General features: G+C 30.9%; 1 protein-coding gene. It reads right to left on the reverse strand.

Annotated features, from left to right (window positions below; genetic code table 11):
• Positions 1–101 precede the first annotated feature (101 nt).
• Positions 102–398: transposase (locus F1592_RS06115; protein ID WP_149814164.1), on the reverse strand; the 297-nt coding region annotated here is incomplete at its 5' end.

Consider the following 398-nt stretch of genomic DNA (forward strand, 5'->3'; position numbering starts at 1 on the left):
TAAGGGTGGGACAATGAATTCAAAATTAATTCTGTTCCACTCTTTTTAGTAACTTATATTGGCTATACGTCAAATCGGACTGATGAGTCCAAATATTGAGATTAAGCAACCTTAGGTTGTTTAATCTCTTTTTTTGTTGTTGAGGCAAATAGTCGCGAAGTTATAATAATTCGATTACGCAAATTATCATAATTTCTATAACCAAAAGATACCCTTTTAATGAGTTTGATTTTATTATTAATTCCTTCTAACGGACCGTTGGTCAGGTTAGAATATGTCATAGTATTTTCAATGAAAGATGATAATCGTCGTAAAGTTCTAATGACTGGGCGTAATTTGGGACACACATCTGAAAGATGAATAGAAAAGAGTTTATGATAAAATTTCTCTATTTGATT

The organism is Staphylococcus sp. GDX7P312P, assembly GCF_008385775.1.
In the GTDB taxonomy this organism is placed as follows: Bacteria; Bacillota; Bacilli; order Staphylococcales; family Staphylococcaceae; genus Staphylococcus; species Staphylococcus haemolyticus.